At 32.8% G+C, this 21,208-nt stretch carries 25 protein-coding genes; 11 read left to right on the forward strand and 14 right to left on the reverse strand.

Annotation, left to right across the window (positions count from 1 at the left end):
• Window positions 1–387: 387 nt before the first annotated feature.
• The 8 genes from COC46_RS16050 (at window position 388) to COC46_RS16085 (ending at window position 6,695) form a co-directional block, all read left to right on the forward strand.
• Entirely contained in the window at window positions 388–531 is a 144-nt protein-coding gene (locus COC46_RS16050) for a YezD family protein (RefSeq protein WP_098120057.1), read from the forward strand.
• 163 nt (window positions 532–694) lie between these two features.
• Window positions 695–1,396 carry a phosphoadenylyl-sulfate reductase gene (locus COC46_RS16055; RefSeq protein ID WP_098810874.1) on the forward strand — a complete coding sequence of 234 codons (702 nt, stop codon included), beginning with the start codon at window positions 695–697 and terminating at the stop codon, window positions 1,394–1,396.
• A 78-nt stretch (window positions 1,397–1,474) separates the two neighbouring features.
• A complete protein-coding gene (sat, locus tag COC46_RS16060) occupies window positions 1,475–2,626 on the forward strand; it encodes a sulfate adenylyltransferase (RefSeq protein WP_098810876.1) in 1,152 nt (383 codons plus the stop codon).
• 12 nt (window positions 2,627–2,638) lie between these two features.
• Window positions 2,639–3,235 carry an adenylyl-sulfate kinase gene (cysC, locus tag COC46_RS16065; RefSeq protein WP_098810879.1) on the forward strand — a complete coding sequence of 199 codons (597 nt, stop codon included), beginning with the start codon at window positions 2,639–2,641 and terminating at the stop codon, window positions 3,233–3,235.
• An 11-nt stretch (window positions 3,236–3,246) separates the two neighbouring features.
• Entirely contained in the window at window positions 3,247–4,869 is a 1,623-nt protein-coding gene (locus COC46_RS16070; protein WP_098810881.1) for a nitrite/sulfite reductase, read from the forward strand.
• Between the two features lie 16 nt (window positions 4,870–4,885).
• Window positions 4,886–5,104: a DUF3906 family protein gene (locus COC46_RS16075; RefSeq protein ID WP_098810883.1), complete on the forward strand. Its 219-nt coding sequence runs from the start codon at window positions 4,886–4,888 to the stop codon at window positions 5,102–5,104.
• Between the two features lie 16 nt (window positions 5,105–5,120).
• Window positions 5,121–5,906 carry a uroporphyrinogen-III C-methyltransferase gene (gene cobA / locus COC46_RS16080; RefSeq protein WP_141550925.1) on the forward strand — a complete coding sequence of 262 codons (786 nt, stop codon included), beginning with the start codon at window positions 5,121–5,123 and terminating at the stop codon, window positions 5,904–5,906.
• A gap of 33 nt (window positions 5,907–5,939) precedes the next feature.
• Entirely contained in the window at window positions 5,940–6,695 is a 756-nt protein-coding gene (locus COC46_RS16085; protein ID WP_176545190.1) for a sirohydrochlorin chelatase, read from the forward strand.
• A 46-nt stretch (window positions 6,696–6,741) separates the two neighbouring features.
• On the opposite strand, the gene COC46_RS16090 is transcribed toward COC46_RS16085, so the two are convergent.
• The 3 genes from COC46_RS16090 to COC46_RS16100 all read right to left on the reverse strand — a co-directional run bounded on the left by COC46_RS16090 (window position 6,742) and on the right by COC46_RS16100 (window position 9,877).
• A complete protein-coding gene (locus COC46_RS16090) occupies window positions 6,742–7,944 on the reverse strand; it encodes an aminotransferase (RefSeq protein WP_098810887.1) in 1,203 nt (400 codons plus the stop codon).
• Window positions 7,941–8,435 carry an Lrp/AsnC family transcriptional regulator gene (locus COC46_RS16095; protein WP_098810889.1) on the reverse strand — a complete coding sequence of 165 codons (495 nt, stop codon included), beginning with the start codon at window positions 8,433–8,435 and terminating at the stop codon, window positions 7,941–7,943. The genes COC46_RS16090 and COC46_RS16095 overlap by 4 nt, the downstream gene beginning before the upstream one ends.
• A gap of 77 nt (window positions 8,436–8,512) precedes the next feature.
• Window positions 8,513–9,877, reverse strand: coding sequence for an aspartate kinase (locus tag COC46_RS16100; RefSeq protein WP_098810891.1), 1,365 nt, complete (start codon window positions 9,875–9,877; stop codon window positions 8,513–8,515).
• Window positions 9,878–10,605: 728 nt separating this feature from the next.
• Here COC46_RS16100 and COC46_RS16105 point away from each other — a divergent pair.
• Window positions 10,606–10,707, forward strand: a complete 102-nt coding sequence (locus COC46_RS16105; protein ID WP_255294937.1) for a 5'-nucleotidase C-terminal domain-containing protein — start codon at window positions 10,606–10,608, stop codon at window positions 10,705–10,707.
• 363 nt (window positions 10,708–11,070) lie between these two features.
• On the opposite strand, the gene gcvPB is transcribed toward COC46_RS16105, so the two are convergent.
• Genes gcvPB through gcvT form a run of 3 tightly spaced genes read right to left on the reverse strand, consistent with a single transcriptional unit; the run spans window position 11,071 to window position 15,015 of the window.
• Window positions 11,071–12,528, reverse strand: a complete 1,458-nt coding sequence (gene gcvPB, locus COC46_RS16110) for an aminomethyl-transferring glycine dehydrogenase subunit GcvPB (RefSeq protein ID WP_098810895.1) — start codon at window positions 12,526–12,528, stop codon at window positions 11,071–11,073.
• Entirely contained in the window at window positions 12,500–13,885 is a 1,386-nt protein-coding gene (gcvPA, locus tag COC46_RS16115) for an aminomethyl-transferring glycine dehydrogenase subunit GcvPA (RefSeq protein WP_255294935.1), read from the reverse strand. The genes gcvPB and gcvPA overlap by 29 nt, the downstream gene beginning before the upstream one ends.
• A gap of 26 nt (window positions 13,886–13,911) precedes the next feature.
• Window positions 13,912–15,015: a glycine cleavage system aminomethyltransferase GcvT gene (gcvT, locus tag COC46_RS16120; RefSeq protein ID WP_098810897.1), complete on the reverse strand. Its 1,104-nt coding sequence runs from the start codon at window positions 15,013–15,015 to the stop codon at window positions 13,912–13,914.
• A gap of 357 nt (window positions 15,016–15,372) precedes the next feature.
• Here gcvT and COC46_RS16125 point away from each other — a divergent pair, with 357 nt between their 5' ends.
• Both COC46_RS16125 and COC46_RS16130 read left to right on the forward strand, forming a co-directional pair.
• Entirely contained in the window at window positions 15,373–17,058 is a 1,686-nt protein-coding gene (locus COC46_RS16125; protein ID WP_098810899.1) for a DEAD/DEAH box helicase, read from the forward strand.
• Entirely contained in the window at window positions 17,045–17,851 is an 807-nt protein-coding gene (locus tag COC46_RS16130) for a YqhG family protein (RefSeq protein ID WP_098810901.1), read from the forward strand. Before COC46_RS16125 ends, COC46_RS16130 begins: the two co-directional genes overlap by 14 nt.
• Window positions 17,852–17,917: 66 nt before the next feature.
• Here the strand turns inward: COC46_RS16130 and COC46_RS16135 are convergent, their stop codons facing one another.
• The 8 genes from COC46_RS16135 to COC46_RS16165 all read right to left on the reverse strand — a co-directional run.
• Complete coding sequence (locus COC46_RS16135) at window positions 17,918–18,133, reverse strand: YqzE family protein (protein WP_098810914.1); 216 nt, start codon at window positions 18,131–18,133, stop codon at window positions 17,918–17,920.
• 21 nt (window positions 18,134–18,154) lie between these two features.
• On the reverse strand, window positions 18,155–18,679 hold the full coding sequence (locus tag COC46_RS16140) for a shikimate kinase (protein WP_176545191.1): 525 nt from the start codon (window positions 18,677–18,679) through the stop codon (window positions 18,155–18,157).
• A 13-nt stretch (window positions 18,680–18,692) separates the two neighbouring features.
• The gene (locus tag COC46_RS22310) at window positions 18,693–19,097 is read right to left on the reverse strand and encodes a hypothetical protein (RefSeq protein ID WP_098810904.1); all 405 of its coding nucleotides are present in this window, start codon (window positions 19,095–19,097) and stop codon (window positions 18,693–18,695) included.
• Window positions 19,060–19,500, reverse strand: coding sequence for a competence type IV pilus minor pilin ComGF (gene comGF, locus COC46_RS16150; RefSeq protein WP_176545192.1), 441 nt, complete (start codon window positions 19,498–19,500; stop codon window positions 19,060–19,062). The genes COC46_RS22310 and comGF overlap by 38 nt, the downstream gene beginning before the upstream one ends.
• On the reverse strand, window positions 19,481–19,810 hold the full coding sequence (locus COC46_RS22315) for a pilus assembly FimT family protein (RefSeq protein ID WP_176545193.1): 330 nt from the start codon (window positions 19,808–19,810) through the stop codon (window positions 19,481–19,483). The genes comGF and COC46_RS22315 overlap by 20 nt, the downstream gene beginning before the upstream one ends.
• Window positions 19,797–20,270 carry a competence type IV pilus minor pilin ComGD gene (gene comGD / locus COC46_RS16155; RefSeq protein ID WP_098810907.1) on the reverse strand — a complete coding sequence of 158 codons (474 nt, stop codon included), beginning with the start codon at window positions 20,268–20,270 and terminating at the stop codon, window positions 19,797–19,799. The genes COC46_RS22315 and comGD overlap by 14 nt, the downstream gene beginning before the upstream one ends.
• Complete coding sequence (comGC, locus tag COC46_RS16160; protein WP_255294936.1) at window positions 20,236–20,604, reverse strand: competence type IV pilus major pilin ComGC; 369 nt, start codon at window positions 20,602–20,604, stop codon at window positions 20,236–20,238. The genes comGD and comGC overlap by 35 nt, the downstream gene beginning before the upstream one ends.
• 12 nt (window positions 20,605–20,616) lie before the next feature.
• A partial coding sequence (locus COC46_RS16165; protein WP_141550926.1) for a type II secretion system F family protein occupies window positions 20,617–21,208 on the reverse strand: 592 nt, incomplete at its 5' end.

The raw sequence follows: 21,208 nt of genomic DNA on the forward strand, positions 1-21,208 counted from the left end.
TGTCTCAAGTTTCCCGCATTTCCCATAGGAGTCTTCGCACCTTCCATTTCAATTAGTCTCGAATTTAACTGAAATCAACAATTAATATTAACAGTGCCAATATTAAAATCCAATCCTTTAACCATTATTATTAGTTAAATGAATTAATTATAATAATGATTTTTAAAAATAACTTTTATTTAATAATAGACATGTAAATAACCAGATATTCAAAGAGACGAGTTGTTTTTAAATATAGTAAAAGGTCCCGCCTATTACTCCCTGCCTTTCCATTCACTCAGTAAAAAATTAAGAAAAAAATTTTTTTTAATAAATTATCATTTTTCAAATTGACAATTCATACAATTCTGATAGACTTAGTTGTAATTAATATCTAGGAGGAAGCCCATGAGCCAAGCCAACGACTTAAAACCCATCATTGAGGTCGTGGAATCGTTACTTAGTGGTTTAAAATTTGGAACAATCACATTAGTCGTTCAAGATGGGAGAATTATTCAAGTAGAAAAGCAAGAAAAAATACGATTAAAGTAAAAATGTGTTCCTGCTGACTAGAAAAACTAGAGGCAGCTCAAGTCTACGAAACTGTAGATTTGGGCTGCCTTTTTCTTTTTAGGATAACTTGAATGGAAATAAATGTTCTTTTGAAAAAGATCTGTTTCCGCTCTACTTTCTTTAGTCTATTGGAGGAAAGAAAATGAGGTTTGAAAATTGGAACGAGAAAAATATTCCTAACTTTGCGATTGATAATGAAACAAAAGGTGCTCTTGAAGTACTCGAGTGGTCTTACAAAACCTATGGTGATGAGCTAATTTATGCTTGTAGCTTTGGGGTTGAGGGAATCTTACTAATTGATTTAATTTCAAAAGTTAAACCTGATGCAAAGATTGTATTTTTAGAGACCGGTCTACATTTTAAGGAAACCTATGAATTAATAGACCGTGTCCAAGCAAAATATCCACGCTTACAGATTGAAAAGAAAACACCAAGTCTGACTTTAGAAGAACAAGCTAGCATTCACGGAGATGAGTTATGGAAGCGTGAACCGAATAAGTGCTGTAATATCCGCAAAATCCTACCACTTCAAGAAGCTCTAAAGGGTGCTCCAGCTTGGATTTCTGGTTTAAGAAGGGAACAATCACCTTCTAGGCAAAAAACAGAATTTCTTAATCTAGATCATAAGTTCAATTCTATTAAAGTTTGTCCCTTAATTCACTGGACTTGGAAGGAAGTTTGGCGATATGTATATTACAAAAATCTTCCATATAATCCATTACATGATATAGGTTATCCGAGCATTGGTTGTGAGGTTTGTACATTGCCTGCTTCAAACGCTTCAGATAGTCGTTCTGGACGTTGGTCAGGAACAACTAAAACAGAATGCGGTTTACATGACTAGTTGTCTTATTAGATGCTAAAAAATAAAACTTTATTCTTACTAACTATTAAATTAGGAAAATATAAGGAGTGTTTAGAAATGAGTTTAACCCCACATGGTGGAGTCTTAATTAATCGATTTTATCCAGAAGTAGCTGTTAAAGAAGGTCTGAAAGAAATCCCTTTAGATTCAATTGCTTTAAGTGATCTCGAGTTAATTGGAAATGGCGCATATAGTCCGTTAACTGGATTTTTAAGTAAAGATGATTATGAGCAAGTCGTAAGCACAATGAGATTAAAAAATGGAACAGTCTGGAGTATTCCAATTACCCTTCCCGTTAATGGTCAATTAGCAAGTAAACTAAAACTAGGTGAAGTAGTGAAACTTACTTGGGAAAATAATGTGTATGCATTGTTAACGATTGAAGATATTTATACACCTAATAAATTACTAGAAGCACAGTTTGTTTATGGAACTACTGACACAAACCACCCTGGGGTTGCGAAAATGTATTCTCGTGGTGATGTTTATTTAGGTGGAGAAGTAACTGTTATTAAACAAATTAATCACACTAGGTTCACTGAGCATTATTTAAGCCCAAAAGAAACGAGAGAAAAATTTGCGTCATTAAATTGGAAAAAAATTGTTGGCTTTCAAACTCGTAATCCAGTTCATCGTGCCCACGAGTATATTCAAAAAACTGCACTTGAAATTGTAGATGGCTTGTTTTTAAACCCATTAGTGGGCGAGACAAAATCGGATGATATTCCTGCGGAAATACGCATGAAAAGCTATAAAGTATTACTTCAGAACTATTACCCTACTGACCGCGTATTTTTAGCTGTTTTTCCTGCTGCAATGCGTTATGCAGGTCCAAGAGAAGCTGTGTTCCATTCGATTGTTCGAAAAAATTATGGTTGCACTCACTTTATTGTCGGTCGCGATCATGCTGGTGTAGGTAATTATTATGGAACTTATGATGCACAAAAAATCTTTCAAAATTTTTCACAAGATGAATTAGGAATCACCCTCCTATTCTTTGAAAATAGTTTTTACTGCTCAAAGTGTGAGAATATGGCTTCAACAAAAACTTGTCCGCATGGTAGCGAGCACCATGTAACCTTATCCGGTACAAAGGTTCGTGAAATGCTGAAAAACGGTGATGTTCCTCCTTCAGCTTTTAGTAGGAAAGCAGTTGTTGAAGTATTAATAGAGGGCTTGAAAGAACCCCAATCGATTTCAGTAGAATAGGAGAAATTTTAAATGTCTAAAAATATTGTTTGGCATCAAGCAAGTATTACAAAACAAGATCGTCGTCTCAAAAACAATCACCACAGCGCTATTTTATGGTTTACAGGTTTATCGGCTTCAGGTAAATCGACTATTGCTAATGAGATAGCAAAAGCATTGTTCAACCTGAATGTTCAACAGTACGTCTTAGATGGTGATAATATTCGTCACGGGTTAAACAAAGATCTTGGCTTCACTGATCATGACAGAACTGAAAACATACGCCGAATTGGTGAAGTAGCAAAGCTCTTTGTAGATAATGGGCAGATTGTATTAACTGCCTTTATCTCCCCTTTTATAGCTGATCGAAATATAGTGCGGTCATTAGTCGGGCAAGATGAATTTATTGAAGTTTATGTCGAATGCTCTGTTGAGACATGTGAAAGCAGAGACCCGAAAGGCCTTTATAAAAAAGCAAAAAATGGTGAAATTCAAAACTTTACGGGCATCAGTTCTCCGTATGAAGCTCCATTAAATCCAGAAATCACATTAAATACAGATAAACTTTCAATTCAAGAATGTGTTGAAACAGTACTTCAATTTTTAAAGAGTAAAAATTATATTGGGTAAGGTGATGTTCGATGGCATTTGAAAAAGTATGGAAAGACAATCTTAAATTAAATGAAACTGAAAAAAAGAAACTCGTTAAAGATGGACTTAAAATTTATGATGACATCCCCCACTATGCTAAAAATGGTTTTGAATCGATTCCTAAGGATCAATGGGATTTATTTAAGTGGGCTGGATGCTATTTACAAAAACCAAAAGAAGCTGGATATTTTATGATGCGTGTGAATGTTCCATCTGGCATTTTAACACATGATCAGCTTATTACATTAGCAGAAATTGCTCGTGATTATGGTCGAGATGTATATGATATTACAACTCGTCAAGCGATCCAATTCCATTGGTTAACAATTGAACAAATCCCAGATATTTTCACACGTTTGGAGAAAGTTGGCCTATCTAGTGCAGGTGCATGTGGGGATATAACTCGTAATATTGTTGGAAATCCACTTGCTGGAATCGATCCAAATGAATTATTCGATACTACACCAATTGTGAAAGAAATTTATGAATTCTTTCAGTTTAATGAAGATTTCTCTAATCTACCTAGAAAATATAAAATGTCGATTAGTACAAATAAGAGTAATGCATCCAATGCAGAAATTAACTGTATTTCATTTGTTCCGGCAATTAAAGAAATTGACGGTAAAGAAACTTCAGGTTTCCATGTAAAAGTTGGTGGTGGACTATCTGCCGCACCGCATTTAGCTAAAGAACTTGATGTATTCGTCCTACCACATCAAGTAAAAGAAGTTTCAATCGCCGTTACAACAATCTTTAGAGATTTTGGCTATCGTGAAAAACGCCATCACTCCCGTTTAAAGTTTTTAGTTGCTGATTGGGGAGTTGAAAAGTTTAAAGAAGTTTTAGAGGGATATACAGGTAAGCTATTAACGAAAGGAACAGGCTTTGAAGAGTCATGGAATGCAGGTTATTTTTACGGAGTTCACCCGCAAAAGCAAGAGGGTCTAAATTATGTAGGATTAAGCATACCTGTTGGACGATTACATTCTAAGGAAGTTTTTGAGTTAGCTAGAATTGTAAAAAAATATGGTAATGGTGAAATACGTAATTGTAATTCACAAAATTTAATTTTGCCAAATATCCCAACAGCAAATATTGAAGAATTATTAAAAGAGCCATTACTTGAAAAATTCACACCAGTACCTCCAAAATTCATTGGCTACTCTGTTGCTTGTACTGGAAATGAATATTGCAACTTAGCATTAGTGGAAACTAAAGCTCGTATGAAGGAAACAGCATCATATTTAGATGAAAAAATTTCTTTAGATGTACCTGTCAGAATTCATATGGTTGGTTGCCCTAACTCTTGTGGTCAAAGAGCAATCGCTGATATAGGTCTTCAAGGGATCAAAGCTCGTAATGAGAAAAAAGAATTAGTAGAAGCTTTTGAAATTTACGTAGGTGGCACATTAGCGAACGGTGGTAAATTAAACGAAAAATTAAAAGGAAAGGTTGAATCCCCTGCCCTTCATCTAGTCTTAGAAAAATTCTTGCAGCACTTTAGTCAACATAAACTACCTTCTGAACCTTATTTAGATTATGTATCAAGAGTTGGAATTGAAGAATTACAAAATCATTTAACATCTATTCTTGATACTGTTAAAGCATCTTAAAGAAAGTCGGTGACATATGTTTTTATATCGATTTGAAGCAACAATCCAAAGCCGTGTCGTTCCTATTGTTATTCTAGCAAGTAATGATGAAAAAGCATTTAAGCTAGTTGATACAGAACTTGAGAAGTTTTATGTTAAAAAACCAGACGTTAAAGATTTACTAATGTATGAAAAAAAGAAAGTTAGCCAAAGTGGTGGATTTGTTTTAGATTTAGAAGTTTTAAGTAAACGATAATGATGAGGTGTGTGGAATGATTGGAGAAGTTTATTTAGTTGGTGCTGGGCCAGGGGATGTTGATCTAATTACTGTAAAAGGACTAAAGTGCATCCAAAATGCAGATGTGATTATATATGACCGATTAGTCAATAAGGAACTACTAGATTATGCAAAAGAAACCGTCGAGTTAATATACGCTGGTAAACTACCAAACTACCATGCATTAAAGCAAGAAACAATAAATGCCTTCTTAGTGAAATATGCCAAAAAAGGAAAAAACGTTGTTCGATTAAAAGGAGGAGACCCATTCATTTTTGGCCGCGGCGGTGAAGAAGCAGCTTATCTTGTTGAACGTGGTGTTTCCTTTGAAATCGTTCCTGGTATTACTTCAGGTATAGCAGCTCCAGCTTATGCTGGTATACCTGTCACCCATCGTGATTACAGTAGTTCATTTGCTTTTGTAACAGGGCATTGCAAAGAAGAGGATACTGTTAAATGGGCAGCTTTAGCAAAAGGTATCGATACTCTAGCAATTTATATGGGTGTTAATAATTTACCATATATTCGTCATCAACTAATTTCAAATGGAAAACATCAAGATACCCCTGTTGCACTAATTCATTACGGTACTACTGAACAACAGCGAACTGTCATTAGTACCTTAAAAAATGTCTTATTAGACGTTGAAAAAGAAAAAATAACAAATCCTAGTATGATTATTGTAGGAGAAGTCGTTTGCTTACATCATCAATTACAATGGTTTGAAACGAAGTATAACTCAATAGCTGACCATAAAAACATTAATTATTCTAGCCTTTAAATTCTCACCTAACATGAAATGAGGTGCTTTACAATGGAGGCAATCTTATATGTGTGTCATGGAAGCCGTGTAAAATCGGCTGTCCATTCTGCCATACAATTTGTTAAAAAAGTTCAAAATGAAATTGATTGCAAAGTACAAGAAATTAGTTTCATCGAACTCGCAGAACCATCAATTACAGTAGGATTAGAGAATTGTTTGCGTAAAGGAGCAAAATCGGTAACTGTATTGCCGGTTTTACTCCTTTCTGCAAATCATGCTAAAGTAGATATCCCTTTGGAAATCGCAAAATTTCAAGAAGTATATCCAGACATTAATATAAATATAGCTGAGCCAATTGGCATACACCAAAATATGATTGAATTAATTAAAAAACGCATTAAAGAAAAAGTTAAGTATTTAATTAAACCAACCAAAATTATGTTAGTAGGACGAGGAAGTAGTGATCCGTTAACATTTAAAGATTTTAATTCAATTGTTAATTTACTTGAGCTTAATATAAATCACCCTGTTCTCCCAGCATTTATGGCTGTTTCAAAGCCAACTATCCATGAAGCTTGGAATCAATTAATGAACGAACAAAATAATCAAGTCATTATTGTACCTTACTTATTTTTTTCAGGAACTCTTATGAATGAAATAAAGGATAAACAAATAACACTACCTCTAGCAATGCAAAATAACTGGATATTATGTGAACCATTAGGATTTGATCCTTTAATTACTTCAATTTTTACTGAAAGAATACGTGATGCCCAAACAAAACAATTACTTACTTCCACAAAATAAAAGCTCTTGTTTCCTAAAATCGGATAACAAGAGCTTTATTTTAAGTTTATTTACTTTCAACCTTCATAAAATTTGTTGGTTTGTATGTCGGAAGTGTTTGTAAAAAGCGATTAATTCTTTTTGTAGCTTCAATTAATTGATTTAATGAAGTTGCATAAGAACATCGAACATATCCTTCACCACAATCTCCAAAAACATTTCCCGGGACGACCGCTACTCTTTCTTTTAATAATAATTGTTCAGCGAACTCCTCTGATGTTAATCCTGTATTTTGTATTGACGGGAATACATAAAATGCTCCACCTGGAAGATGACATGATAATCCAATTTCTTGTAGTGATTGAACAAGGTAATTACGACGTTGCATATAGCTTCGTCTCATTGATTCTACATCATGATCTCCATTTCGAAGTGCCTCAACCGCTGCATGCTGTGACATGGTTGGTGCACACATAATTGCATATTGATGAACCTTAAGCATATGGGAAATAATGTCCGAAGGTGCCGCAACAATCCCAAGTCTCCAACCTGTCATTGCAAATGTTTTAGAAAATCCAGAGATTAATATCGTATGTTCTCTCATTCCATCAATATTTGCAAAACTAGTATATTCGCCATCATAAACAAGCTCAGCATAAATTTCATCCGAAATGACTAATAAATTATGTTTTTTAACAAATACCGCTAAATCTTCTAATAATTCTTTTTCTAGTAAAGTACCAGTTGGATTATTAGGATTACAAAGTAAGATCGCCTTTGTTTTCGGTGTAATTTTCTTTTTTAACGCTTGAAGATTAATTTTAAACTCTTCTTCTCCAGTCGTCGCTAAATGAACTGGAACACCACCTGCAAGTGATACTAGAGGCGCATATGATACAAAGCATGGATCAATGACGATTACTTCGTCACCTGGATTTAAAATTGTTCTTAATGCAATATCAATCCCTTGGCTTGCCCCTACTGTTATAATTAATTCTTCATCTGGACTATAATGCACATCAAATTTCTTTGCAAAATAACGACTAACTTCTTCTCGCAATTCTAGTAGTCCAGCATTTGAAGTGTAGGCCGTATGCCCAGTCTCTAATGAATAAATACTTGCTTCTCTTACATTCCAAGGCGTGACAAAGTCAGGCTCACCTACCCCAAGTGAAATGACATTATCCATACTAGCCGCTAAATCAAAAAACTTACGAATCCCTGATGGTTGTAGTGAAGTTACTGTATTTGATAAATTAAATTTACTCATGGTGTAATCACCATACGCTTATCACTTTGTTTTTGACCGTATACAATACTGTCATGTTTATAACGTTTTAAAATAAAATGGGTAGTTGTTGATAAAATTGATTCTAAAGTTGATAGTTTTTGAGATACAAATGAAGCGATTGATGTCATTGTCTTTCCTTCAACTACAACTGATAAATCATATGTTCCTGACATTAAATAAACTGATTTTACTTCTGGGTATAAATAGATTTTTTCTGCAATCTCATCAAATCCAACCCCACGTTTTGGTGCTACTTTAACATCAATCATAGCAGTAATGCTTTCTTGAACTGGCACTTTACCCCAATCTATAAGCGTAATATATTGCAGAATAACACGATCGTTTTCAAATTTAGTTAATATATTTGCTACCTCTTCTACTGTAGCTCCAATCATTTTTGCTAAAACATCATTACTTAAGCGTCCGTTTTGTTCAATACACTGAAGTAATTGTATTTCTTTATCCGTCATATTCGTATACTCCTTATGTATTCCATTTTTTTGGAATAACGTTAGATGTTTATTCTATTCATCTATATTTTACTATTTTAGTTAGATGACACTTTTGCAAAGAATTCTTCATAAATAACTTGAACTGCTTTTTTCTCATCACATGATTTTACTCCAAACATCATACTTACTTCTGAAGAACCTTGGTTAATCATTTCAATATTAATCCCCGCATTTGCTAGCGCTTTACTTGCTCTTGCAGTAGTTCCAACATTATGACGCATCCCCTCACCTACTAACATAATCAAAGCAAGGTTCCTTTCAACTACGACATGGTCCGCGTCTAATTCATCTTGGATTCGTTTAATAATTTCAAACTCTAATTCCTCTGATAATTGACTTTGGCGAATTATGATTGAAATATCGTCTATTCCACTTGGCTGGTGCTCATATGAAATTTGATAGTCCTCAAGTATTTGCAATAATTTACGTCCAAATCCAATTTCCCTATTCATTAAATACTTACTTATATAAATACTACAAAACCCATTATCACTTGCGATACCAATTAAAGGACCGTTTGATAAAGTACGTTCCTTAACAATTCGTGTACCTGGGGCTGTAGGATTATTCGTATTTTTAATGTTTACTGGAATACCAGCTTGGAAGGCAGGAATCAATGCTTCATCGTGAAATACGTTAAAACCTGCATACGATAATTCTCTCATTTCACGATAAGTTAGTTCTTTAATTTCCTTTGGATTATGAATAATCGTAGGATTTACTGAAAAAACTGCATCTACATCAGTGAAATTTTCATATAAACTAGCTTTCACTCCATTGGCAACAACAGATCCAGTAATATCTGAGCCACTACGAGAGAATGTAACGATATGTCCATCTTCTGAATATCCAAAAAATCCTGGAAAAACTAGTATCCCTGTTCTTTTTCTCAATTCAAGTAAGTTCTCATAGCTTTTCTGAATAACTTGAGCATGTCCTGGTTCATTTGTGACGTATAAACCTGCTTCTTTTGGATTAATGTAATTTGCCTCAAATTCTTTTAACTGAAAATACGAAGCTACTAATTTAGCACAATTATCTTCTCCACAAGCCATAACAGCATCCATATATCTTGCTGGAACATCCTTATTACTGCTTATCGAAAGTTCGATTCCTAGTGAAATTTCATTCATAATATCCGCAGATAACCCTAATCCGTTTGCAATTTCGGAATATCTTTGAATAATTTGATTGAATTCTTCTGAGTAATCCTTTTCCTGTAGAGCAAGTTGTGCGCATTTAATTAGTAAATCGGTAACTTTTATATCCTCTGGAAATCTTTTACCTGGTGCAGACACAACGATAATTTTACGTTCAACATCTGATGTAACAATCTGAAATACTTTTTCAATTTGTTCAGAAGTGGCTAATGAAGACCCACCAAATTTTACGATTTTCATTTTTATTACCCCTAATTAAGTTAATTTTCAGTTAAAATAATGCTACAATTATCCTCCTAATATGAGAAAAAATCAACACCATTTGAAAAGTTTCTTGGGAAAATATAGTATTTCACAAAAAGAATTTAGCTTAGTAATGGGTATTTATTCACTCTAGTGAAAAAGACTGATCATAGGAAACATAGAAAATAATAGGTAGATGGTAGTGCAGACGAAAAAAGGTAGGATAAAGGAAATACTTGAACAATCACACAGCTGGCTTATAAAAGTTTCCTGTTTTTACTTCCTGATTATCTCGCAATGTACTTTTGTTCCATTAGCTATGCTCAATAATTATGTATAAAAATCCACATAAAAATATTTTCATAAAAATTTGAATTGCTATCTCAAAAATATGTTAAAAGAGTAGATATCCCCCCAAAAAAACTCACTATTTTTAGAAATCTTTAGGGAAAGGAGATTACAAAAATAGGGAGCTCATACTTTTATTGCTCTAGTAGTAAAGTGAATTTGTGTATTCATTTTCTGTACTAAAAGAAGATATAGTAGTAATTGATAAACCAAGTCCATCCCCTTCTGTTTTATGTACCCTTTGATCATATGCAGACCCTCAAACTGATACCTAATACGATTACGCTACATACAGATGCTGCAACTGCCTTTTTTTTGTTGTATTTAACAACGATGAATTGGTCACAATCCAACCATTTAATCTTAAACCTGTTAAGATGACTTTTACAGGTAAACAAATTCGAAAACTGCTTAATCAGCAATGGCAGGATAACCGAAACGTTCGAATGCTACAAATTTCTGGCTTAAAATATACTTAGGATGATACGAAAGAATCTGGGCATAAAGTAATTAATATTATGCGAACAGATGGTAGCAAAATCAATCCACAAACTAATTATACTGTCACAACAAATAGCTCCTTACAAATGGCGGTGACAATTTCTCCGTTCTTAAAGCGGGTAAAAATAAAGTGGCGGGCCTAACAGATTTGGATGCCTTAGAGAATTATGTGGAGGATCATACTCAGCCTTTGATTCAACCTTTTGACGGTCGTATTAAAAGAGTAGATTAATAAATGATCCTTGTGTCCGACAAATTTCAGTTCTTTTTACTTACATCCATTATTCATTCTCTAAAGTTACGAACATAAAAAAGTTCCCTTATAAAAGGGAACTTCTTACTCACGCTTTGTTATAGCGTAAAACAGGTTTACGAGCTGCTAAAGTTTCATCAAGACGACTTACAACAGTTGTATGTGGAGCCTCTTGTACGATTTCAGGATTTTCCTCGGCTTCTTTAGCAATTGTAATCATTGCATCGATGAACTCATCTAAAGTTTCTTTTGATTCTGTTTCAGTTGGTTCAATCATGATACACTCTTCCACGTTTAATGGGAAGTAAATTGTTGGTGGGTGGTAACCAAAGTCTAATAGACGTTTTGCGATATCTAATGTACGTACGCCTAATTTCTTTTGACGTTTACCACTTAAAACGAATTCATGCTTACAATGACGATCGAATGGTAGATCGAAATGTGGCTCTAAACGACGCATCATGTAGTTAGCATTTAATACTGCATCTTCAGTTACTTGTTTTAATCCTTCAGGGCCCATTGAACGAATATAAGTATATGCTCTAACATTAATTCCAAAGTTTCCGAAGAAAGGTTTAACTCGACCAATTGTTTCTGGACGATCTGAATTTAATACGTACTCATCTCCAACCTTCTCAACGATTGGTGCCGGTAAGTATGGAATTAAATCTGCTTTAACTCCAACAGGACCAGAACCAGGACCGCCTCCACCGTGAGGACCAGTAAATGTTTTGTGAAGATTTAAGTGAACTACGTCAAATCCCATGTCTCCTGGGCGTGCTTTACTTAATACAGCATTTAAGTTTGCTCCATCATAGTAAACTTTACCACCAGCAGCGTGGATAATTTCAGAAATTTCATAAATATCTTCTTCAAAAAGACCTAATGTATTAGGATTTGTAAGCATTAAAGCTGCAACATTTTCATCAACTACACGACGTAAATCATCTAAGTCAACTAAACCTTTTTCATTTGATTTAACTGTGATTGTTTCGAATCCTGCAACAGTTGCTGATGCTGGGTTTGTACCGTGAGCAGAGTCAGGTACAATTACTTTAGTACGGTTGAAGTCACCGCGGCTTTCGTGATAAGCACGGATAATCATTAATCCAGTCCACTCACCATGTGCACCTGCAGCTGGTTGTAATGTTACTTCATCCATACCAGTAATTTCTTTTAATTCTTGTTGAAGCTCATGCATTAATTCAAGAGCACCTTGCACTGTATATTCATCTTGAAGTGGATGAACATGCGCAAAACCTGCGAAACGTGCTACAGCTTCATTGATTTTTGGATTGTATTTCATCGTACATGATCCAAGTGGATAGAATCCTGAATCTAAACCATGATTACGTTTAGATAACGCTGTATAATGGCGCATTAAATCTAATTCAGAAACCTCTGGTAATTCAGCTTTTTCTTTACGGATATACGCACTTGGAATCACTTCATTAATATCAATTTCTTCAACATCCATTGTAGGAAGACTATATGCAATACGACCTTCTTTACTTATCTCAAAAACTAACGGTTGATCCTTCAGCATGTTGAATCCCCTTTCCGTCTACTAATAATGCTAATTCTTCTACAAATGTATCAATATGTTGTTTAGAACGTAATTCAGTTACTGCGATTAACATATGATTTGCCATAGTAGGTTCAACTTTTGCTAAGTCATAACCACCGATAATTTTCTTAGTAAATAATTGTTTATTGACTTCAGATACGTCTTGTTTTACGTCAATTACAAGTTCGTTGAATGCAGCACCTTGGTATACTACTGAGATACCGTTTTCAATTAATTTTTTCTTCATATATTGAGTACGAGAAATGTTTTGCATTGCCATTTCTACAGCACCATTTTTACCAAGAGCTGTCATTGCAACAGAAGCTGCTAATGCATTTAGTGCTTGGTTAGAACAAATATTTGAAGTCGCTTTATCACGACGGATATGTTGCTCGCGAGCTTGAAGTGTTAATACAAATCCGCGACGACCTTCTCCATCAACAGTTTGCCCTACTAAACGACCTGGCATTTTACGCATTAATTTAGATGTTGTAGCGAAGTATCCACAGTGAGGTCCACCAAATTGAGTTGGAATACCAAATGTTTGAGCATCACCTGCAACTATATCCGCTCCGAATTCTCCTGGAGGAGTTAAAGCTGCTAATGCTAATGGATTACTTGAAACAACGAATAAACTTTTACCAGTATGTGCAATTGGCTCGATTTCAGCTAATTCTTCTACTTGTCCGTAGAAGTTAGGATATTGAACTACAACACATGCTACATTGTCATTCATTTCATTTTTTAATTCTTCGATATCAGTTCTTCCATCTTTAATGCCAATTTCAACAACCTCTAAGTGTTGACCTTTTGCATAAGATAAGATAACTTCACGTGATTGTGGATGAACACCTTTTGATACTAAAATACGTTTTTTACCATTGTGACCTGCTGCTAAAGTAGTTGCTTCTGCTAAAGAAGTACCACCGTCATACATTGACGAGTTTGCCACATCCATACCTGTTAATTCACAAATCATTGTTTGGAATTCAAATATTGCTTGAAGCTCACCTTGAGAAATCTCAGGTTGATATGGCGTATAAGCTGTATAGAACTCTGAACGTGAAATGACATGATCTACAACAGTTGGTAAATAATGATCATAAACACCCGCTCCTAAGAAAGATACATACTCTCTTAAATTGGCATTTTTATTAGCTAATTCACTTAATTCTTTTAATAAATCAGATTCAGATTTTGCTTTTTTAATATTTAATAATCCATTAAATCGAACATTTTCAGGAATATCATTAAATAATTCATCAACTGTTGATACACCTACAACTTTTAACATCTCTTGACGATCTTGCTCTGTCATTGGTAAATAACGATGCATTAAGGTTATCCCCTTTCTCCCCCTAGTTACTTCTTTTCTCTTTTGTAAAATGGTTTTGAAACTACTACTGCTTTTAATTTTTTATTTCGAATTTCAACTTCAAGTTCAGTACCTAAAGCTGAAAATTCAGATTTAATTAATGCAAGTCCAATATTTTTCTTTAATGTTGGAGATTGCGTTCCACTTGTTACTTCACCAATTAATTCCCCATTTACATATACAGGGTAGTGAGTTCTTGGAATTCCTTTATCAATCATTTCGATTCCAACAAGTTTACGAGGTACACCTTGCTCTTTTTGATTTTTCAGAACTTCTTTACCGAAGAAATCTTCTTCTTTATTTAATTTAACTGCAAAGCCGATACCAGCTTCTAATGGAGTAATGTCTTTAGTTAGTTCTTGACCATATAGTGCAAGAGCTGCTTCGAATCGAAGTGTATCGCGAGCACCTAAACCACATGGTTTTAATCCGTCTTCCTTACCTGCTTCTAAAAGTAAAGTCCATAGCTTAGACGCATCTTCAGCAGCTAAGTATAGCTCATACCCATCTTCACCAGTGTAACCAGTACGTGAAACTAAAACATTTAAATCACCGATTATTACATTATCTTTAAACGTAAAATACTTAATATCTGAAACGTTCGTCTCAGTAAGACGTTGTAAAATTGCAGCAGACTTAGGCCCTTGTAATGCTAATTGTGCAACTTCATTACTTTTATTTACTACTTTTACATCACCTTCAACATGTGAAAGTAACCATTCGAAATCTTTTTCAATATTAGACGCATTTACAACTAATAAATAGTGTTCATCGTTATACTTATAAACTAGTAAGTCGTCTACAGTTCCAGCGTTTTCATAGCACATAGCAGTATATAATGCGCCTTCTTCATTTAATTTTGAAATATCATTTGTCATCATTTTTTGTAAATATTTAAGACTATCTTTACCAGTTACTTCAACTTCTCCCATGTGAGAAACATCAAATAAACCAGCTGCCGTACGAACAGCCTCGTGTTCTTCTTTAATGCTCGAAAATTGCACAGGTAGCTCCCAGCCACCAAAATCAATTGTTTTACCACCTAATACTTTGTAATCTTCAAACAATGGTGTGCGTAATAAAGTCGTCATGTAGCCATTTCCCCCTTATCTACATGCTAGCATGGTGGAAAACTAAATTAATAGTTCGTCCAGCTAACCATTAAATAATTTACATATTTTGTATATTTTCGGAAAAACTAGTAGAAAACAAGAAAATATTATCAAACTGTAATAATTAACTGTTTTTTCTTAACAATAAGAGTTTTTTGTTTAATAAAAGAATAATAAATTTTTACTTTTTTCTACACTATTATCCTAACATTAAACGACAAGTTTCAGCAATATCAAAGTGAATTTTTTTAAAAATAAAATAACGAACATTATACTAAGTATTTTACTATAATGTTCATGATTATCCAATATAAAAATGAAATAGGTGAGATTTACATGACTATTGAGATTAAATTCCATACAGAATGGCAGGAAGAGTTCTTAGAGAAGCTTGAAAATGATGGACCATGGTCAAATTGGGAGAATTATAAACTCGCTTACCATACATCTACAAAATTAGCAATCCCTTCATTTACAGGTATGATTGCTCCTACTCATTTACCAAATTTGACACCACTACCTCATCAATTAGAAGTAGCAACGACTGTAATTGAAAAAATGAATGGCAAAGCAATACTAGCTGACGAAGTAGGATTAGGTAAAACAGTAGAAGCAGGTTTAATTTTAAAAGAATACATGATTCGTGGATTAGTTAATAAGGTTCTTATACTAGTACCAGCATCCCTAGTATCACAGTGGACATTTGAACTGAATACAAAATTCCATATTCCTGCGATTGCACAACAAAAAAAGAATTATGTATGGGATAGTTGTGATGTTGTTATATCTTCAATCGATACTGCAAAAAGAGATCCTCATCGCGAAAAAATATTAAGTATCAATTATGATCTCGTCATTATCGATGAAGCTCATAAACTTAAAAATAATAAAACAAAAAACTATGAGTTTGTACAACATCTTAAAAAGAAATATTGTTTGCTACTTACTGCTACACCAGTTCAAAATAACATTGAAGAAATTTTCCATTTAGTTTCTTTATTAAAACCGGGCCATTTAGGTAATAAAACTAACTTTGAAGAATATTTTTCTGCTAAGAACCGCTCACTAGAGCATGAAGAATTATTACGAGAATTAATTGGAAAAGTAATGGTTCGGAATCGTAGGCAAGATACCGGTATCGAATGGACAAAGCGAAAAGTAGAAACAGTATTAATTAATTTTAATGAAGAAGAGCAAAAACTTTATGATTTGATAGACGAATGGCAAAAATCACAATATACAGGAATAACATCTGCCTTCTCTTTTTTAACATTTAAAAGAGAAGCATGTAGTAGTCGCGAGGCAGTTTATGTATCAATGAAAAAAATGCTTCAGAGATTTGAAAAAGAAAATATAAATATAAATGATCCTTATATTGAAAAGGTCTTTCATCAAATTAATCAAATTACATCGAATTCGAAAGCTAATAAAGTAGTTGAGTTGATCAAAAAAATAGACGATAAAGTTATTATTTTTACAGAATATCGTGCTACACAGTTATACTTACAATGGTTTTTAAAACAAAATGGCATTACATCTGTTCCATTTCGTGGAGGGTTTAAACGCGGTAAGAAAGACTGGATGAAAGAATTATTTAAAAATCGAGTACAAGTGCTAATAGCAACTGAAGCTGGTGGCGAAGGTATTAACTTACAGTTTTGTTCAAACATGATAAATTATGACCTTCCTTGGAATCCAATGAGATTAGAGCAAAGAATTGGCCGTATTCATCGACTTGGACAAACTGAGGATGTAAGTATCTATAATTTTGCGACAGTCGGTTCAATTGAAGAACACATATTAAGATTACTTTATGAAAAAATCCATTTATTCGAACGCGTTATCGGTGAACTAGATGATATCTTGACTAGAATTCCTTATAAGGATTTTGAAGCACATATGAATGAAATATTTATTAACTCTAAAACTGAAGGCGAAATGAAAATTAAAATGGAAAATTTAACGTCCATTATTCAATTACAGCAACATAAACAAGTAGGTGACAGTTATGCAGCAACATGAAATTCATGAATATATCGAATACTTTTTCCGACATAATGATTGTGAAATCATTAAGAAAATGCCGACCTATTTAGAAATTCAATTAACGATCGACATGGATAAAAAATTAATGAACCGTCCTTTCTATTGGCATTACTTAGAAAAAACAGGTGGCATACCCAATCCAATGAAATTAACGATCATTACTGATAATGATAATGTACCAGAAGACATAAAAGGCGAACAAATTCATTTTGGCTCGCCTCGTCTTCACCAGATTTTCTCAATTGTTAATGAACTTGGACAATCAATTAGACTTTATGAAAACATCAAAGTACCAATAGGACAACAGATTGCACTCCATCCTTGGTTAGCCGTTAATTATCAAGTATCTTTTACATGTGATCATAAAAAGGATTATTTATATTCATTTGGAATCCATTTAATTTCCGGAAAAATTATAGAAGATTTTCAAACAAAAATTGAAAAAATTCACTTCAACTCTAAAATACCTGATTTTTGCTATTCAATGTCTCCTTTGATTAAACCAATAAGTGGAATAAATCGAATGGAGCAATTACTTCGAAATAAAATTGAAGCAGAAGATACAGTCTGGGCAGAAGAAGCTAGAAATAGATGGCAACATGATTTAGATTTATTAAATCAATTTTATGAAGATGATGAAGAAAAGCCGGAAAATTATCATGTAGAATTTAATGCATTAAAAGAACTGTACGAGCCAATCATTCATGTTGATTGTATAAATGGTGGACTTTTTTATCTTTCACCTAACACAATGAGTAAATTAGATTAAGAATCTTTAGCTTTCCTTTTCTAAAAACAAAGACTGATTTCATTATTTTGAAATCAGTCTAATTAACTAGATACTTTTCTTTTCTTTTTCTTTTTCTTTTCGATTTGAAATCTTTTTCATGTATAAAGCAATACTCAATGGTAGCATTCCAAACATGCTAGTAGATAACGGTGCTTTCAATTCTTCTTTTTCTTGTTTTATTGAATCACGTTTCTCTTTTGGCCGGTCAATATAATTAATAAATTGTTCTGTCATATATTTCACATAATCATTAGTTTTCAAAAAAATCACCTTACTTTCTTATCACTTATTTCTACTATCTCCTCCTTTTGAATAATTTAAACAGTCAATGATTTCCAACGTAATTTCAATTGGTGTTAAATCTTTCGTTGAAATCTTAAAATCCGCTTTTTTATATTGAGATTCTCTACTTTGAAATAAATGTGTCAAATCATCTAACGATCGATTTACTGCATTTGGTCGATTAGAATCTAAGTGGATTCTTTCGTAAATCAATTCAATTGGCGTTTCAAGATAAATTATTTTTCCACGTTCTTTCATAAATCCAATGTTTTCATCACGAAGTATGATTCCACCCCCTGTTGAAATAATCATTTTTTTAGATGATAAACTTTTTAACACTTTCGTTTCTATATCACGAAAACCACTTTCACCAAATTCATTAAACAAATCTGGTATGCTTTTACCTGTTTGAGAAACAATTTCTTCATCTAAATCAAGAAATTTATTATTTACTCTTTTAGCTAATTCCTTTCCAACCGTTGTCTTTCCACATCCCATAAATCCTACTAAATAAATTAATTCCATTGTATCCTCCAACTTAGTCGATCCAATCCAATATTTGGTTTGAGCTTTTTTTATACTTAAATTGAACAACATACTTTTTTATTTTTGAATTACTAGTAGTTAAAATCACATGATATTCATCATTTGATATGAATGAATTATTCCATACAGTTTTTGTATCATTATAATACTTTATTGTATTTGCTTGAAGGGGTATTTCTCCCTTCTTTAAATCGTAAATTGCTTGAGAATGTATTCGATCTAGTTTGTTTTGACTGCTTGTATAAGAATAAAATGTTTTTATGGAATGAAATATATCAATTTGTATTAGAAAAAATATTACTAAAAGATTTATCATAAATATTGTGTAAGGCAAATACACTCCATTTTCACCAAGTGATTTATGTTTGATCAGTAAATACCCGAATTGTCTTTTCATAAATTCCACCATTTAAATCAACTACTTTTATTAAGATTTGCTTATGGCCAATTTGTATAAACTTTATATCTTTTATATTTTGAAGTACTATTTCATGTCCTGCTCCTAGCCTTTGTCTCCGAATAATCGTTGCATACTTACGATAACTAACCGTAACTTGTTTAAACTCTTCAAATAAAAGGATATCTGAATGAACTGAATAACTGATGCTTTTATTTGCTTCTTTTTGAACTTCTTTCATAAAATTATCTAATTCTAGTCTGTTTACGGATTCATGTTTGTAATTTCGTTTAATAAAAGTTTTTATGCTGGAAGTCGTTATAGAAATAATCATTAAAAATAACACAAGTGAAAAAAGTGTTTCAAGTAAAGTAAATCCTTTTTCATTCTGAAATTTTTTCACATATTTCACTTTCTTTCTCTCGAATAGACCATCTAACACAAATCGAGTTCGAATCATTATTAGAGTGAATCTTCACTAAAAATTCGTTCCCATTCTTTGTATATAGATCCTCTTTAAATTCTTCATTGCTACTAAAATAAAGATGAACCATGTCGGTTAATAAGTCTTCTGCTACATTTCTTATCTCTAGTTCGTATTTTTTTTGTAGTAATAATGACATGGAAGGAACGATTATGATACAAAAAATAATTAGTAAGTTTAATGAAATAATAGCCTCGATAAATGTAAACCCTTTTTCACTTCCGATCATACTTAAATCGACCACTTCCTAAATAAAAAGTAATAATGTACTCAGATTTCTTATATTTTATTGAAATTGTTCCAGAGCTGGAAATATTTCCGTCGGAGTTAAATCTTAACGGAGGTTTTAAAGTAAGATAAGTAATTAAAATAGATTCGTCAAAGTTTCGAATTATGATTGGGGGATTTAATAAATTATCATGCATTTCGTATTTATTTTGAAAAAAGATAATCCTAGTTGGGATTTGCATTAATACTGCATTCCTTTGAGCAAGAAAAATATCATTTTGGAGCATTTGTAAAAATAGTGTTAGCTTTTGTTCCGCTTCAATCTTGCTAACCTGATTTATTGGTAAAATTAATAACATGATTATTAATGAAAGGACTAATAACATTTCTATAAATGTAAAACCAAGTGAATTACCTAACTTTTTTTTAAGGTATCGATACAGTTCCGTTAGCTTTGTCATACAATAATTCAACTTTATTATTGCATTTATAAGTTGTTATATAGTCCTGTTCCTTTAATACCGATAAACTTTCTGGTAATTGTTCATTGTCTAATCTATACGCTTCAACACTCGATTGAACCATTTTTTGCAATGCAGTACAGCCTTTCTTTTGAATCGTCTGCTGCTGTTTTCCTAAATTCGGTATCACTAGCAGTAAAAGCAGTGAAATAATGAATAAAACAATTAGCATTTCTATAAGGGTAAATGCATTTTGCTCGTTTAGCTTTTCAAAAGCTAAACGAGCATACTTACGATTTTTTTTTTCAATTAAAGTTAAATCTTTTTCGTTCACAAATTAAGCCTCCTAAAAGTCGTTCATTAATTGAAACATTGGAAATAAGATGGCAATGTACAAAGATAAAATGCTCGATGAAATCAGAATTAATATAATCGGCTGAATTATTTTTATTGATCGATGAAAATAATCTTCTATACTATCCTTTAAATAATCAGCATAATCAGCAAGTTCTTTATTAAGCGTACTATTATTCATGCCGTGTTCAATTACAAATATTAATTCTCTATGAAATGCCCGTTCATTTTTCAATGCTTCTTGCATTGAGATTCCATTTTTAATTAGATTATATAAAACAACTGCTTTTTCTTTAATGAATGTCCTACTATCATTATTCTGCATCGTTTTTAATCCATCAATAATTGGAAAACCTGCATGAAGTAAAATACTTAATTGCATTGAAAATTCATACGTATTCATTGTTATTAAATACTTTTTTAAAAAAGGTATTTGAACTAATTTATTCATTTTTTCGATGGGATTTAATTTATTGATGACCATTAAGTAACCAACAACAATTAATCCAAATAAGAAAAAACAAAAAAACATAATGGAAGGTAATCTTTTTATGAATTGTAAATGAATTAATTTCATAAATACC

The sequence above is a fragment of the Bacillus sp. AFS041924 genome (assembly GCF_002577195.1).
Taxonomy (GTDB): Bacteria; Bacillota; Bacilli; order Bacillales; family Bacillaceae_G; genus Gottfriedia.

Bases quoted from the DNA above. Each gene is read 5' to 3' on its own strand.
- COC46_RS16100 (WP_098810891.1), bottom strand. From the start codon at position 9,877: ATGAAAATCGTAAAATTTGGTGGGTCTTCATTAGCCACTTCTGAACAA.
- COC46_RS16125 (WP_098810899.1), top strand. From the start codon at position 15,373: ATGACTATTGAGATTAAATTCCATACAGAATGGCAGGAAGAGTTCTTA.
- COC46_RS16090 (WP_098810887.1), bottom strand. From the start codon at position 7,944: ATGAGTAAATTTAATTTATCAAATACAGTAACTTCACTACAACCATCA.
- sat (WP_098810876.1), top strand. From the start codon at position 1,475: ATGAGTTTAACCCCACATGGTGGAGTCTTAATTAATCGATTTTATCCA.
- COC46_RS16095 (WP_098810889.1), bottom strand. From the start codon at position 8,435: ATGACGGATAAAGAAATACAATTACTTCAGTGTATTGAACAAAACGGA.
- gcvT (WP_098810897.1), bottom strand. From the start codon at position 15,015: ATGACGACTTTATTACGCACACCATTGTTTGAAGATTACAAAGTATTA.
- COC46_RS16085 (WP_176545190.1), top strand. From the start codon at position 5,940: ATGGAGGCAATCTTATATGTGTGTCATGGAAGCCGTGTAAAATCGGCT.
- COC46_RS16105 (WP_255294937.1), top strand. From the start codon at position 10,606: ATGACTTTTACAGGTAAACAAATTCGAAAACTGCTTAATCAGCAATGG.
- COC46_RS16075 (WP_098810883.1), top strand. From the start codon at position 4,886: ATGTTTTTATATCGATTTGAAGCAACAATCCAAAGCCGTGTCGTTCCT.
- COC46_RS16050 (WP_098120057.1), top strand. From the start codon at position 388: ATGAGCCAAGCCAACGACTTAAAACCCATCATTGAGGTCGTGGAATCG.
- cobA (WP_141550925.1), top strand. From the start codon at position 5,121: ATGATTGGAGAAGTTTATTTAGTTGGTGCTGGGCCAGGGGATGTTGAT.
- gcvPB (WP_098810895.1), bottom strand. From the start codon at position 12,528: ATGCTGAAGGATCAACCGTTAGTTTTTGAGATAAGTAAAGAAGGTCGT.
- COC46_RS22315 (WP_176545193.1), bottom strand. From the start codon at position 19,810: ATGATCGGAAGTGAAAAAGGGTTTACATTTATCGAGGCTATTATTTCA.
- COC46_RS22310 (WP_098810904.1), bottom strand. From the start codon at position 19,097: ATGAAAAGACAATTCGGGTATTTACTGATCAAACATAAATCACTTGGT.
- gcvPA (WP_255294935.1), bottom strand. From the start codon at position 13,885: ATGCATCGTTATTTACCAATGACAGAGCAAGATCGTCAAGAGATGTTA.
- COC46_RS16130 (WP_098810901.1), top strand. From the start codon at position 17,045: ATGCAGCAACATGAAATTCATGAATATATCGAATACTTTTTCCGACAT.
- COC46_RS16070 (WP_098810881.1), top strand. From the start codon at position 3,247: ATGGCATTTGAAAAAGTATGGAAAGACAATCTTAAATTAAATGAAACT.
- cysC (WP_098810879.1), top strand. From the start codon at position 2,639: ATGTCTAAAAATATTGTTTGGCATCAAGCAAGTATTACAAAACAAGAT.
- COC46_RS16140 (WP_176545191.1), bottom strand. From the start codon at position 18,679: ATGGAATTAATTTATTTAGTAGGATTTATGGGATGTGGAAAGACAACG.
- comGD (WP_098810907.1), bottom strand. From the start codon at position 20,270: ATGACAAAGCTAACGGAACTGTATCGATACCTTAAAAAAAAGTTAGGT.
- COC46_RS16055 (WP_098810874.1), top strand. From the start codon at position 695: ATGAGGTTTGAAAATTGGAACGAGAAAAATATTCCTAACTTTGCGATT.